This is a genomic window from Ruegeria sp. SCP11 (assembly GCF_040329455.1).
GTDB classification, from domain to species: domain Bacteria; phylum Pseudomonadota; class Alphaproteobacteria; order Rhodobacterales; family Rhodobacteraceae; genus Ruegeria; species Ruegeria atlantica_E.
Window position 1 is genome coordinate 56,725 of the sequence record NZ_JBDZYG010000003.1, and the last position, 12,836, is coordinate 69,560.

Annotated in this window: 9 protein-coding genes; 3 read left to right on the forward strand and 6 right to left on the reverse strand. The window is 57.0% G+C overall.

The window, feature by feature from the left end:
* Nucleotides 1-41: 41 nt before the first annotated feature.
* Nucleotides 42-932 carry a CPBP family intramembrane glutamic endopeptidase gene (locus ABLN94_RS05845; protein WP_352990293.1) on the reverse strand — a complete coding sequence of 297 codons (891 nt, stop codon included), beginning with the start codon at nt 930-932 and terminating at the stop codon, nt 42-44.
* Nucleotides 925-4,032 (reverse strand): ABC transporter transmembrane domain-containing protein, encoded by a 3,108-nt coding sequence (locus ABLN94_RS05850; protein ID WP_352990295.1) that lies wholly within the window; start codon nt 4,030-4,032, stop codon nt 925-927. Before ABLN94_RS05850 ends, ABLN94_RS05845 begins: the two co-directional genes overlap by 8 nt.
* 243 nt (nt 4,033-4,275) lie before the next feature.
* Here ABLN94_RS05850 and ABLN94_RS05855 point away from each other — a divergent pair, with 243 nt between their 5' ends.
* The 3 genes from ABLN94_RS05855 (at nt 4,276) to ABLN94_RS05865 (ending at nt 7,014) form a co-directional block, all read left to right on the forward strand.
* Nucleotides 4,276-5,037 (forward strand): DUF6478 family protein, encoded by a 762-nt coding sequence (locus tag ABLN94_RS05855; protein WP_352990297.1) that lies wholly within the window; start codon nt 4,276-4,278, stop codon nt 5,035-5,037.
* An 11-nt stretch (nt 5,038-5,048) separates the two neighbouring features.
* Nucleotides 5,049-5,408, forward strand: a complete 360-nt coding sequence (locus tag ABLN94_RS05860) for a hypothetical protein (protein ID WP_352990299.1) — start codon at nt 5,049-5,051, stop codon at nt 5,406-5,408.
* Between the two features lie 79 nt (nt 5,409-5,487).
* Nucleotides 5,488-7,014 (forward strand): MFS transporter, encoded by a 1,527-nt coding sequence (locus ABLN94_RS05865; RefSeq protein WP_352990302.1) that lies wholly within the window; start codon nt 5,488-5,490, stop codon nt 7,012-7,014.
* A 46-nt stretch (nt 7,015-7,060) separates the two neighbouring features.
* Here the strand turns inward: ABLN94_RS05865 and ABLN94_RS05870 are convergent, their stop codons facing one another.
* The 4 genes from ABLN94_RS05870 to ABLN94_RS05885 form a co-directional block, all read right to left on the reverse strand.
* Complete coding sequence (locus ABLN94_RS05870; RefSeq protein WP_352990304.1) at nt 7,061-8,401, reverse strand: S41 family peptidase; 1,341 nt, start codon at nt 8,399-8,401, stop codon at nt 7,061-7,063.
* Nucleotides 8,402-8,407: 6 nt separating this feature from the next.
* Nucleotides 8,408-9,538, reverse strand: coding sequence for a murein hydrolase activator EnvC family protein (locus ABLN94_RS05875; protein WP_352990307.1), 1,131 nt, complete (start codon nt 9,536-9,538; stop codon nt 8,408-8,410).
* Nucleotides 9,535-11,052: a 2,3-bisphosphoglycerate-independent phosphoglycerate mutase gene (gene gpmI / locus ABLN94_RS05880; protein ID WP_352990310.1), complete on the reverse strand. Its 1,518-nt coding sequence runs from the start codon at nt 11,050-11,052 to the stop codon at nt 9,535-9,537. The genes ABLN94_RS05875 and gpmI overlap by 4 nt, the downstream gene beginning before the upstream one ends.
* A gap of 90 nt (nt 11,053-11,142) precedes the next feature.
* Nucleotides 11,143-12,831 (reverse strand): sulfatase-like hydrolase/transferase, encoded by a 1,689-nt coding sequence (locus ABLN94_RS05885; RefSeq protein WP_352990313.1) that lies wholly within the window; start codon nt 12,829-12,831, stop codon nt 11,143-11,145.
* Nucleotides 12,832-12,836 lie beyond the last annotated feature (5 nt).

Below are 12,836 nucleotides of genomic sequence, written 5' to 3' on the forward strand. Positions count from 1 at the left end.
CGGCTTTGACGTCAAATAAGACGCTACGGAAGGAAATGCAATCAGCGCCTGAGTGCGAGACGCGCAGTTAACCAACTGACGATCATTACAGCAAAATCCACGAACAGCCATTGCCGCAACAGGCCTGTCTCGGACATGTCGTAAGGCAACAGGTACAAGGCTAGGCCGCTTAGGGTCTCAGGCAGCGAGATGAACAGAAGTGCGATGGTATTGTTTAGGAAATGCAGCGCGATAGCTGGCCCCAATGTGCCCGATCGCGCTGTCAGATCAGCAGCCAGAAGGCCAAACACACATGACCACGCAGCAACCAGAAGGGCGTTTTCGCCTGTGATTCCGGGTGCGTAATGACCCGCCGCAAATAGAACAGAAGGCAATCCCATCCAGATTATTGGAGATCGGAATCTGGCGGCCAGTGATTGTTGTATATAGCCGCGAAACAGAACTTCTTCGGCGCTGGTCTGAATCAGTACCGCAATTGCTGACAGGGGTAGCAACAGCAGCCATTTGGACAAAGTAAGGTTTTGGATCAGAGGCTCACCCATGCCGTATGGTGGAAGGGCTGTCATCACCAGCGCCAGAATCACCAGCGCGCGCAGCACTTGCCAAAACTGGCGCAGGCACAGGCTGTACGGGCCCAGAATTGAAGCAAGTTGCCGACGCTGCAACTGCCAGGCAGCGATGGCAACACCCAGTGTGAGAAACCCGAAACTGATCAGCAGAACAAGTGTGGCAAACGGCGAAGTACCCCGCAATAGGCCCTGGGCCTGTTCCGGCGAGACCAATCCACCAACCACCGCAAAAAGCACAGAATTCAGCGCAATGTACAACGCGAGAATAATGACTAGCCCAACAACAAGACGCCACAGTTCGGGGCGGGCACGGGCGTCGCGTACCAATTGCTCGTGGGCGGAATAGGCGGCGGGGTCACGCATTGTTGCCGGTGCTTTCACCTTCGAGGGATTGGGGGGCGTCCGAGAAGATATCGGATGGGTTCTGCGCCGTGTTGATCCTGTTGGCCAGAGTGGTCAGATACCCCGCGACAGTCTGCAATAGTTGTACCGCTACAGAAGCATCGCTTTCTATTACCGCGCGCAGTTCCTCAGCGCCGATGCGCAAGAATGTGCAATCTGAAACAGCTGTCAGGTCCAATTGCCGGACTTCGCCCGTGATGATCGAAAGGTCTCCGATCAGACGACCGGGTTCGATGACCGAAATAGTGCGCCGGGTTCCATCCTCACTGTGCCAATCCAGGTTGGCCTGTCCCTTGATGCATAAGTAGGCGGCATCCGGCGTTTGCCCACGCGAAAAGATCACCTGCCCCTTTGCCACTTCGTACCATTGCGCCGAGAATGCCAGTAGCCGCTGGTTCCGCGCATCGATGCCAGAAAACAGCTCGGTCGAGGAGATGATCTCCAGTTTGGTGCTCAGATCAGCCGAGGCACCGTCTTCAAGGCGGGTTTGCGTGCGCGAGACACCGTCGATGCGGCCATCCTTAATTTCGACAAACAAATCATAAGCTTCGGGATGAGCAAAGTGATCTTCCATGAAGATCATGATCGAGTCAGGAAGCAATTCACGCAGACGCAGACGCGTGCGCAGGCGGCTTTCGGAATCGTGACTGGCCAGAGCCTTGTCGAGGATAAGAATGTCAGGACGTTTTATCCCAGCACGAGAAAACGCGGCCCGCTCCTGAAACACCGTCGGCAGGTTGTTTCCACCCAACCCGGTCTGAAGATCGAACAATGTAGCCGCCGCCCGACGACGTAGACCTGCCTCGTTCATGGCTTGCGCCACCAAGTCCTCGATCTCTTCGGCATGCGCGCCTGCTGTCATGGAGACCCGACCATAAAGCACATTCTCCATCACGGTGAGGCGCGGGAAATAGCTGTCGGGAGACAATGGAATGAACATGCCGTTCAAGGCCCCTTGGAGCCGTTCGGACTGCTCTTTTCGAATAGACAGAATCTTGTCCTTGTATTCCTGAGGGAAATCCGGGCCGATCTGCTCGGCCGTCAACAGAAACGGAACCGTCAGCAGCAGCGAGCGTTCGGCCTCGCTGATATCACTGTCATCCTTGGTTTTTCGCCGATCCTTGATATCGAGCAGGCGGTGGAACATCTCCTTTGACATGCCCAGACGCAGAAACAGAGGGTGGTCCGTTCCGCCGCGCCCGAATGCCTGATCCAGCGTCTCGACCACGTCGCTTGCCATGTTCATGGCATCATCGGCCAGATCATGTGAGCTCAGCATGTTTTTGAACCGCCTGTCGTCGGCCAAAGATTCGGGCGTGATATCCCGTGATGGGGTAGCGTAAAGCAGGTTTCCCCCAAGCGGCACGGTCGGATTGAAACGGTCAGGATCAAACCGGTAGACGTGGCGGTCCAGCCCGTTTTCCTTTAGCCGTTCTGCAACCGTTTCGCGCAGATTGACTACGTCCCGCGCCAGATCGGGGTGTAGCTTCGGGTCGAACTGAGTGCGCAGTGTCCGGCGCAGCAGCAGCTCATCAGTCCCCATCGCCTCGACCAGTTGGAACCACCAGTCCCGAATGTCCTCAACGTCATCCAGCCCGGCTAGCTCGGGGTCAATCCACTCATCTGAGAGGGAATCTGTCGGATTGCCGGATCGCGCGGCTTCGATCTGCCAGCGGCTGGGGGCCTTAACCGCGTCTGCTTCATGTTGGGGATGCGGGCGCAACGGCATCATCAGATTGTCGCCCACAGTACCATTGAACAGGTAGGGTCGCGAATAGGCATACCCGATCCGGGCAGCGATCACGGATTGATGCAGGTTTTGCAGGTTGTGACCGGCCATGATGACCTCGCCCTGCACCGGCAGCACTTCGCGGGTCAGCACTTGTGCCAGGGCGTTGCGCTCCGAAGCATGGGTTGACTGAATCGCCACCCGGGCACCCTTGGGAATGGTCAGGTCGATATCTTCCAGAATGGTTTTCCCGTCATCGTCCCGCACGGTCACGTTGCGCAGTTCAACCTCGCCGGTCAGATGGGGGATCACCTCGGGTTCGCCCACGAATAATTCTTCAGGGATCATGTCAGAGGGCGCAAAGCGTTCGGTCACGACCTCCCACCGCAAGGACATGTCCTGAACCTGATTGTAATAGGTCAGCAGGTCCTTCCACGGGCCGCTCAGGTCCTTGTAGGCCCCAAGCGCCGCGACGAGCGCGCCCACTGTCACCTCACCTGTAATCGCCAGATAACCGCCGACCGAGTAAAACAGGAACGGGGTCATCTGCGTGATCAGGTTGTTGAGGAACTTCATAAAGAATTTCTTGTTGTAGATCTTGAACCGAATATCGAACAAGAGCCCCAACCGATGGCTGAACTGCGCCAGCCGATAGCGCCACCCGCCATTTGTACGCAGGTCACTGATACCCGCAGCGCTTTCCCCGATTTCAGAGCTGAGATTCCGCACTTCCTGAATGCGTTCTTTGTTCAGCAGGTTGATCTGGCGTTGCAATTTCGGGATCAGCCAGGCTTGCAGCGGGATCAGCGCGATACTGGCAAGGCCGAACCACACGCTTTGCATGAACAAGAAGGTGACGATGGTCATCATCTGGCCAAACTGGAACACTGGTTGAGCGATCGCATCGCCCATCAAACCACCCATCGGTTCAGCCTCGGAGGTGATCATCGACACCAGCTCGCCCTGGCTGGTCGTGGCGAAATAGGATTTCGGGAACCGCATGGTGCGGTGGATCAGAGTGAACCGCAAACGGCGCAGCATGCGCTCGGCCAAAACGCCCTTCATCGTGTTGATGCGCATCTTCATCAGCCCACTGGCAATCACGGTGGCCAAAAAGGCAAAGCACAAGATCATCAGGTACTGCACCTGCGTTACGGTGAACCCCAATACCGTGACCGTATCACTGGGTGCACCGATGGCACCGTTGATGATCTGCTTGGGCAACTCAAGCGAAGCATACAGAAATGGAAAGGAAAGGACCGTCAAGAACAGCAGCACAAGCTGTTGTTTTTTTGAATATTTCCAGATGAACGCGAATAGAGTGGGTTCCATACCCCGGTTATGCCTCAAAACGTTTTGATTGGTTTTTGGGTAGTCCCTTGCAGTCAGGTGTCAGACGGTAAGCACTGACCCGGATGATTGCAAGAATGGCGGGGTCTAACAGATCGCGGCGGCCGCGCCTATACTTTGTTGTCATCACAAATTCGGGAGTTTTGATCTCACAATCTGTTAATTCACCTTTAACCTTGATGCCGTCTTTGACTAAAGAGGGGCTCACTCTTGAACGATAGGGCCATGGGCAGACTACTGGATCGCTATATTCACCGCCGGGTTGTCGAACGCTGGCGCAAAGCCCTGCAAGAAGCAGCCGCAGCCCCCGAGCCGCAGCTGCGTCAGCAGCGTGACGACGCTCGCAAGTTGCGCTCCCAACTGGACATGCTGATCCACAAAGCCAATGGCCGCCTGACCCATCCACGAGTCGGGTCGACCCAATTTCCCAAACCTCTGAGCACCGACTGGAGTTGGCGTCCTGACCTGTGGCGCGGGCCGTTGTCCCGGTCGGGTATGGCCTCCGTCCCGCGTAAGGCCCAGATGGACAGGCAGATAACGTTGTTCCACGACTGCCCCATGGCCGAGATCGGGATGCGGCAAGCCAAGAACTCCCGCGATGAGGATCTGGCTCCTTTCGGGCTGAAAGTTGAGGTGTTCGGCTTTTCAGGCACATTTCTGTCGCTATCCGTGGAACTGCCGCCTGAAGCTGCGCAAGGTTTGACCAAACAGCACCTTATGCGTTTGGATACCTCAATTGAGGCGGAACAGCCACTCGAGGTTTTTGCGCGCCTGAATATCCAGCACGGGCCCAATACGGAGCAGGTTCTCCACAAGATGAACCTGCCCACTCAGCCCCGTACGATTGACTTTGATCTGGCGCACCTGCCTTTGAATGAGGCTCGGATAGAAAAAATCTGGTTGGACCTTATCTTTGAAGAGCCACAGATGAACCTTGTCTCGCTGCGCGATCTGACCTTCTGCCGCCATCACCGCGCCGATTTGTGAGAGTTTATGGTATGACGCATCTGAAACTGACGCCCATCCGGTTTGAAAACGGCCTGTGGCAAGGACATTTGCACGTCAAAGCCGAGCCGAATGTAGAGGTGCGGTATCTGGGCGAAACCCTAGAGGAAGTGCGTATTGCGCCTGCTGAGGATGGGTGGACGCTCAGCATTCCCGTACCGATGGCAGCCTTGTCCGATGGGGTGCATTGCTTTGTGATCGCTGACGCTTCCACGGCTGAGCGGTTCGGAGATTTCACCATCATCGCCGGAGCTCCCGCAGCGGATGATCTGCGGGCTGAACTAGAGCTGCTGCGCGCTGAACTTGACTTGTTGAAACGGGCATTCCGGCGTTCTCAGAGTGAAGGCGTGTAACCCAGCAAGAGGTTAAATTCCTATCTTTTAAGCAGAATCCATGCATCATTGAGCGATCCGCAACAGCCTGAGCAAGGTCATGGATCGCAACGCCATTATTAAAGTCATTGCTTTGATGGTAACTGGTTTCGGGATCGGTATCGACTTTACTGGCGCGCTGATCCTTGTTCCGGCCATCGAAAACAGTTTCGACGCTGACATCACCAGCACCCAATGGGTTCTGAACATCTACGCCCTGTTCTTCGCTATTACCATGGTCGCAGGAGGGCGCCTGGGTGACATGTTCGGACACCGCAAGATGATGCTGATCGGTCTTTCGATCTTTTTGTTTTCATCCATCATGTGCTTCGTATCGCCCAGCCTGGATTTCCTGATCATCGCCCGCGCGTTACAGGGGATCGGTGCGGGATGTGTCTGGCCATGTACGCTGGCCTTTGGCGCGACCAAGATTTCTCGGCCCGAACATCGGGCCATGATCATGGGGTTGATACTGGCCGGTGTTACCTGCGGTAACGTAATTGGCCCTTTGATCAGTGGCGCAGTGGTCAGTCTAGGGGATTGGCGTCTGTTCTTTCTGGCGAATGTCGTGTTCTCGACCATCTCGATGGTGACGGCTCTCTTGCTGATGCAGCGTGAAACCCAGCACAAACAAGGTGAACACATTGACTTTGCCGGTATGGGCGTACTGTCATTTGCCGTTCTCCTGCTGCTCTACGGGCTGGACGTGGGCGCAGACTGGGGCTGGACTTCGCCTCCATTGCTGTTTCTTTTCGCTGTCAGCGCGGTGCTGTTCGTCCTGTTTCCACAAGTGGAGAAACGGGTGAAAGAGCCGCTTCTACTGCCTCAGATGATGGCAAACCGCGAGTTCCGGATCACATTGGGGCTGAACATGTTCAACGTATCGGCAGCCTTTGTCGCGTTGATGTATTTTCCGCAGTACATGCAAAAGGTTCTGGGCTGGTCGACCTTGCAATCGGCCCTCGGGCTGACCCCTCTGACGGTTCTGTTGGCCGTAGGCTCTATTATTTCTGGCAAGCTGTACAACGACTTTGGTCCCAAGCGGCTTTTGTTCTGGGGGTATCTCTGCGCAACAGTCGGGGCAGCCAGTGTGGTCGTGATGCCTACGGGTTTGGGGTATTTCCAGATCCTGCCGGGCATGGCGATGATGGGGCTGGGGGCCACTCTGACAGTCGGACCATCAGGCACCGCCGCCGTCTGCGCGGTTAAACCGGAACGGGCCGGCCTAGTGGGAGGTTTGAGCTTTATGACTCACCTGGTCTACGGCGCCATCTCGGTAGCCTGCGCCACCGCGATCATGTATTTATCCAGCCTGAGCAGCCTAGGCGAACGCCTGAAGGCAGCCGGGGTTGATATGTCAGAGGCCGATCAGAGGGCTATCAACGGCGGAACGCTCACCACTGCGTCCGCCCAAGAAGTCATGGAGAAACTAACCGGGCCAGAGACCGAAAAAGTCAAAACCGCCATTGCTGGGGCCTTTGATACTGGAATGAACACGGCCTTCATCTTTGCGACTTTGTCCGTCTCGGTCGGCGTGCTGCTTGCCATCCTACTGGACGAGGAAAAACTGCACAAAGTCGAAAGCTGATTGGCCCAACGAAAAAGGGCCGCCCTATCCGGCGGCCCTTTCTAAATTACTGAGATGGCCCGTTCGGGTTGAAGGCCGACAAACCTTTGAGGATGTCGATGGCGTAGGCCAACTGATAATCCTCTTCCCGCAGCTCAGCGGTGGCTTCGGCGCGGGCGCGATCTTCCTCGATCTGACGGATTTCGTCTTCGCTGAGGCTGTCATTGTTCAGACTGCCACGCAGGTCAGCTTCGGATCGGGCGGGACGGTTCGAGTCTTCTTCCTCCGTTTCCGGCGTCGATCGTGGCTGTTCGACGATGATATCAGGGCTGACACCAAGCGCTTGGATCGAGCGGCCCGACGGTGTGTAATAACGCGACGTTGTCAGGCGCATAGCCCCATCCCCGCGCAGCGGCATTACTGTTTGAACCGAGCCTTTACCGAAGCTTTTGGTACCCACCACGATAGCGCGACGGTGGTCCTGCAACGCGCCGGCCACAATCTCGGAAGCAGAGGCAGAACCGCCGTTGATCAGAACGACTATCGGCTTGCCTTCGGCCAGATCGCCGGGGGTGGCGTTGAAACGTTCGCCTTCGCTCGGATCGCGACCGCGAGTTGAAACGATCTCACCTTCGTTCAGAAACGCGTCCGAGACCTTGATCGCCTGCGTCAGCAGGCCGCCGGGGTTGTTGCGCAGGTCCAGAACAAAGCCGTTGACCTTTTCGATTCCGCCAGCCTCTTCGATCTGTTCATTCAGTCCCTCCTGCAGGTTGGGGAAAGTCTGGTCGTTGAAGGTGGTGACACGCAGTACGACGCTGGTACCTTCGGTACGCGCACGCACCGCGGTCAACTTGATCGTATCGCGGATGATAGTGACGTCGAATGGTTCCTGCTCACCCTCGCGCACAACGGTGATCACGATCTCCGACCCGACTGGACCCCGCATCAGATCAACCGCCTTGTCCAGCGTCAGGCCTAGAATACTCTCGCCGTCGACATGGGTGATAAAGTCTCCGGCCTCGATCCCTGCGGCATCTGCTGGGGTGTCGTCAATCGGAGAGACAACTTTCACAAAGCCATCTTCCTGTGTGACTTCAATGCCCAGCCCACCGAATTCGCCACGGGTTTGCACCCGCATCTGTTCAGCGTCATCTGGTGACAGATAGCTGGAATGTGGGTCCAGCGAGGTCAGCATGCCGTCAATCGCCGCCTCAATCAGCTCTTCCGGTTCAACCTCTTCTACATATTGCGCGCGGATTCGTTCGAATATGTCCCCGAACAAATCCAGTTGCTCATAGACGCTGGCCTTGCTCTCGGCCTCCTGCGCCAGCAAAGGGCCCGCGATCTGAGTGGTTGCGATTATGCCTGCCACGGTTCCGGCCAGACCGGCCATCACAAATTTCTTCATACGTGTTCATCCATCCTTGCTGGTCCGGAACCATGATTCCGGGTCCACGGGGCTGTTATCCTGTCTTACCTCTATATAGAGCGTTTCTGACCGGTCAGTTCCAGTGCCATCACCGCTTGTTGACAAAATAGCGCCGATTTCGGGTGTTTCACCGGGCATCAAACCCACTGGAGTACCCTCGGGGATCACCTGTCCCGCGTCACCATAAACCTCTTGCAGGCCTGAAAACACAAATAAAAGTCCGGGCTGAGGCTCGAGGATCACCAGATTCCCCAAATCCAACAGGGGTCCTCGATAACGTATCGTGGCGGCAGTCGGTGAAGTCACAATAGCGCGGGGTCTGGTAGCCAGCACTACTCCGGGGCGTTTGACGCCCGCCGCGTCAGTCTCGCCGGCGCGGTGCAGCAGCACGCCTTGCGCAGGCAATGGAACCTGACCTTTGCGGTTGGAAATGTCCGCGCCAGTCTCGGTGATCTCCCCTTCCGAGATTTCGGACAGACCGCTGGCAAACCCTTCCAGCGTTTCCGTAGATGAGATCAGTATCGCCGTTCGGATCGGGTCTTCTATAAATCGCTGAGGTAGATCGGTTCGGTCGGCGATTGCGGTGCTGAGCTCTGTGCGGGCGGTTTGAACGCCGGTCAGGCCCTCGGTCAGAGTCTCTGCGGCGCTTTGCTGCAGCAGCCGCAGCGTCTGAACCTCCTGCAAGTCACGGGCCAACGCCTGCGCGCGGGCGTTCAGGCCCGGCGTGACTTCGGACAGCATCATCCCCGCGCGAGCCGAGCCCAGCGGGCCGGATGGGTGAAGTATCAAAACCGGAGGAGCGGTGGTTTCAATGGTCTGCAATACGCCAAGCAGTTGCGCGATTTCTTTTTCACGCGTGCGCAGTTCGGCGATTAGCTGCGCTTCGCGCGTGGCGGCACGGCGCAGCCCGTCACGCATGGCGGTCAGGCCGGCTTCATAAGCTTGAACAGTCTCGGTCAGCGCACGAACCCGGTCGCGGGCACTTTCGGCCTCAGTCAGAGCGATTGACGCTTCTTCCAACATGCGCGCTGCATTCAGCGCCGCCGTTGACGGATCGGTCTGGGCATGGACCGGCGTCGCAAACAGCGCTGCCAAAAGAAGCGCGCGCAGGGTCATGACAACAGGCTCTTGCCGGTCATCTCAGGCGGCTGCTCCAAGCCCATCAGTTGCAACAAGGTTGGTGCCAGATCGGACAGGCGTCCGTTGCGCAGCGTGGCGCCTTCCGGCCCGCCTACCAGCGCCACGGGCACCGGGTTGGTTGTATGCGCGGTGTGCGGCCCACCGGTTTCGGGGTCGACCATCATTTCGCAATTACCGTGATCAGCTGTGACGATCATAGCACCACCAGCCTTTTCTAGGGCGGCAACGACCTGAGCCATCCCCTGATCCACGGCCTCACACGCCTTGATCGCGGCTTTCAGATCGCCGGTGTGGCCTACCATGTCCGGGTTGGCATAATTGGTAACGATCAGATCGTATCCGGCCTCGATCGCCTCAACGAATTTCTTGGTTACTTCGGCCGAAGACATCTCGGGCTGAAGGTCATAGGTCGCCACTTTAGGTGATTTCGGCATAAAGCGGTCTTCGCCAACCTCCGGTGTTTCCTTGCCGCCGTTGAGGAAAAATGTCACATGCGGGTATTTCTCGGTCTCTGCCAGACGGAACTGGCGCAGACCTTGTTTTGCGACCCATTCGCCCAGAGTGTTCACGATGTCTCGCTTGGGGAACACGGTTGTCATATATGCGTTGTGACCGTCCGAATATTCGACCATTCCCAGCAAAGCGGCCAGTTTTGGACGCGGACCGGTGTCAAAATCGGTAAAGCCGGGTTCGCCAATCGCGCGCAGAATTTCTCGCGCCCGGTCGGCGCGGAAATTCAGACAGAAGAATCCGTCGCCATCTTTCACCCCGCCAAATCCATTCAGGACCGTCGGCACGATGAACTCATCGGTTTCCGACTGATTGTAGGCATGGTCAATCGCGCCGTGGGCTGTCGCAGCCGCCCGGCCCTGACCCTTCATCATCGCTTCATAGGCCTCGCCGACACGTTCCCAGCGGTTATCGCGGTCCATCGCGAAATAGCGCCCGCTTACCGTAACGATGCGTGCCCCGTCTGGCAGGCGTTCCTCAAGTTCGGCGATGTAGGTAAAGGCAGATTTCGGAGCAACATCCCGGCCATCGGTCACCGCATGCAGCGCGACAGTCACACCCGCATCGGTAATGGCTTGGGCCGCGGCGACGATGTGGTTCAGATGCCCATGCACCCCGCCATCTGACACCAATCCCATCAAATGTGCAGTGCCACCGGAGGCTTTCACCTTGGCAATGAAATCCTGCAATGCCTCGTTACTGAAGAACGACCCATCCTCGATCGCCAGATCAATCTGCCCCAGATCCATAGCCACAACTCGACCCGCGCCTATATTGGTGTGGCCGACTTCCGAATTCCCCATCTGACCGCTTGGCAGGCCAACATCCGGCCCATGCGTGATCAGTGTCGCGTGCGGACAGTTGGCCATGATCGCATCGAAAGTGGGCGTATTGGCCAGATAGGGCGCATTGGCCTTGGCGTCCTCAGATAAGCCCCAACCATCGAGAATGCACAGGACAACGGGCTTGGGGGCGGTCATTTGAGGCTCTCCGGATTTCTGCTCTTGGCCTGTCTTTTATCGTCTGACCACCGGCGGGTGAACCGTCTATTTGATCCCGGTCGGACAGAATTATGGTCGAGGTGGTTTATCCTTGCCGATAAGGTCCTCGAAAGGCCGAGCCTTTCGTCCGCGATATTTGACGGTCAGGTCCAGAGGGATATCATTCTCGTCATATACCCCGATCACAACACCCCGGCCCCGGCTTTTTGTCCGCATTTCGATCAGTTGCTGTTCCGAACGCGTCGTGCGTTGCGAGGGGCGGCGGGTCCAGGCGAAGAGGTGATCGTACATCTCGGCAATGACGTCCGCATGCTCGTCGCTGCAGCCCAAATCATTCAACTCGTTCGGATCATTCTCAAGATCAAACAACAATGGCCGGTGGCCGCCTTCGCAATGAATCAGCTTCCATTTCTTGTTAGCAACCATAAACATGACCGCATCGCGGACCGAGGCTTTCAGCGCGTCGGCAGTCGGTGAGGCGGAATAGTCATATTCACATACCACCACATCGCGGGGCGTCTCCTCTTGCTGCCCATACAGGATAGGCAACAGGGAATGTCCTTCGAGGATATGTGAACCCACCTCACCTCCAGAGAGATCTACAAATGTCGGCGCTAGGTCGATGGATTCGACCAGCGCATCACTGACTTTACCACGGGTCGCATCGGCTTCGGGTGACGGGTCGTAAATGATCAACGGCACCTTGGTCGAAGCGTCATGAAAGAACGTCTTCTCCCCCATCCAGTGATCGCCCAGAAAATCACCGTGGTCCGAGGTCAGCACGATCATAGTGTCCTCCATCCGGCCCGTTTCCTCCATCCAGTCGAACAGGCGACCCATTTGGTCATCGGCCTGTTTGATCAGGCCCATGTAAGCCGGCACCACAGCATCCCGTACATCCTGACGTGAGAAGGTCTGACCAATTCTCGTTTCCACGAACGCCCGCAGCACCGGATGCGCATTCTGACGCTCTGCATCGGATCGAACCACTGGCAGCACGTGCTCGGGCCCATACATCGAGGCGTAGGGTTCTGGCACGATGTAGGGCCAGTGTGGCTTGATGAAACTCAGATGGCAGCACCACGGACCATCGTTTTTCTCCATGAACTCGATACCGCGGCCGGTTAGGTATGGGGTTTCGCTGTCTTCTTCTGCGATATTTGCCGCCTCGGAAGAATTTTTCAGGAACCAGCCAGACAAAACGTTACCATCCGCATCCAGCCCGGAATTGGCGAAATCGTGCCACGGGTTGTCGCTCTCATACCCTTTGTCGGAAAGGTATCTGTTGTACGCCTTCGCGCCATCCGGGTCGTAAAACCCATCCGGCCCCTCGGGGCGCATCCCGTCGTCACGTTCGAACACGTCGAAGCCGCACTCTGCCACGCGGGCGCCGATCAGGCTGTCAGGCTCCAGCCCCAGCCGTGCCATTCCTTCGGCATCCGCCTTCATATGAGTTTTGCCGACCAGCCAGCAATCCATCCCGGTTTTACGTAGATGATCGCCCATCGTCATCTCTCCCACTTTCAGCGGGATACCATTCCAGGACGCGCCATGAGAATGCACATAGCGCCCGGTATAGGTGGACATGCGCGAACTGCCGCAGATTGGGGATTGGATGTATGCGCGATCGAACCGCACGCCGCGAGCGGCCAGCCGATCAATGTTCGGAGTGTGCAGATGTGGGTGGCCGTAACAACTCAGATAATCCCAGCGTAGCTGGTCAAACATTATGAACAGGATGTTTTTGGCTTTGGCCAACGCGG

Excerpts from the sequence above, each read along its gene's own strand:
- ABLN94_RS05845 (WP_352990293.1), bottom strand. The coding sequence starts at position 932 with ATGCGTGACCCCGCCGCCTATTCCGCCCACGAGCAATTGGTACGCGAC.
- ABLN94_RS05850 (WP_352990295.1), bottom strand. The coding sequence starts at position 4,032 with ATGGAACCCACTCTATTCGCGTTCATCTGGAAATATTCAAAAAAACAA.
- ABLN94_RS05855 (WP_352990297.1), top strand. The coding sequence starts at position 4,276 with ATGGGCAGACTACTGGATCGCTATATTCACCGCCGGGTTGTCGAACGC.
- ABLN94_RS05860 (WP_352990299.1), top strand. The coding sequence starts at position 5,049 with ATGACGCATCTGAAACTGACGCCCATCCGGTTTGAAAACGGCCTGTGG.
- ABLN94_RS05865 (WP_352990302.1), top strand. The coding sequence starts at position 5,488 with ATGGATCGCAACGCCATTATTAAAGTCATTGCTTTGATGGTAACTGGT.
- ABLN94_RS05870 (WP_352990304.1), bottom strand. The coding sequence starts at position 8,401 with ATGAAGAAATTTGTGATGGCCGGTCTGGCCGGAACCGTGGCAGGCATA.
- ABLN94_RS05875 (WP_352990307.1), bottom strand. The coding sequence starts at position 9,538 with ATGACCCTGCGCGCGCTTCTTTTGGCAGCGCTGTTTGCGACGCCGGTC.
- gpmI (WP_352990310.1), bottom strand. The coding sequence starts at position 11,052 with ATGACCGCCCCCAAGCCCGTTGTCCTGTGCATTCTCGATGGTTGGGGC.